Below are 754 nucleotides of genomic sequence, written 5' to 3' on the forward strand. Positions count from 1 at the left end.
CCGCCCGCCCGACCCCGCGCGGGCGGTGACTTAGCCTGACCGCATGAAGGAGACGGTGCGTGCCGCGGGGCGCGCCATGGCACAGCTCGGCAAGGCGGGCGGGCTCGCCGTTCTCTCCTACCTCTTCATGGCGCTGATCCTCTTCACCGCCGTCGTCACGCTGCTCGTCGTCGGCGCGGCCGTGCTGCCCGAGACCGTGCTGCTGCTGCGCAGGACCAGCGGCCTCAAGCGCCGCCTGGTCGCGGGATGGACCGGTGAGCCCCTCCCCGAGGCGTACGCCCCGCTCACCGGCGGCGTGCGCGAGCGCGTGCGGGCCGCCCTCAAGGACCCCGGCACCTGGCGTGACCTGCGCTGGCTCGTCGCCCACTTCGTCTACGGCACCGTCCTGCTGTACGTGGCGATCCCGCTGTTCATCCTCGGCCTGCTCGCCGACGGCTTCTGGTGCGGGCTGCTGCGCCAGCGGGCCGTGGCCCTGCCGCTGCTCGACCGCCTCGCCGACCTGGACGCCGCCTGGTCACGGGCGCTGCTCCTGCCGTCGCCGGAGGCGCGGCGCAACGCCGGGCTCGCCGAGCGCGTCGAGGAGCTGACCGTCACGCGCGCCGGCGCCGTCGCCGCGCACGGCGCCGAACTGCGGCGCATCGAGCGGGATCTGCACGACGGGACGCAGGCGCGGCTCGTCTCCCTCTCGATGCGCGTCGGGCTCGCGCGCCGGGCCTGGGACAAGGACCCCGAGGCCGCGCGCAAGCTCCTCGAC

General features: G+C 75.5%; 1 protein-coding gene. It reads left to right on the top strand.

Features of this window, described 5'->3' with window-relative positions; genetic code table 11:
* Window positions 1-43: 43 nt before the first annotated feature.
* A partial coding sequence (locus AB8Z36_RS41630) for a sensor histidine kinase (RefSeq protein ID WP_369218513.1) occupies window positions 44-754 on the top strand: 711 nt, incomplete at its 3' end.

It is taken from the genome of Streptomyces flavofungini, assembly GCF_041028215.1.
Lineage (GTDB): Bacteria > Actinomycetota > Actinomycetes > Streptomycetales > Streptomycetaceae > Streptomyces > Streptomyces flavofungini_B.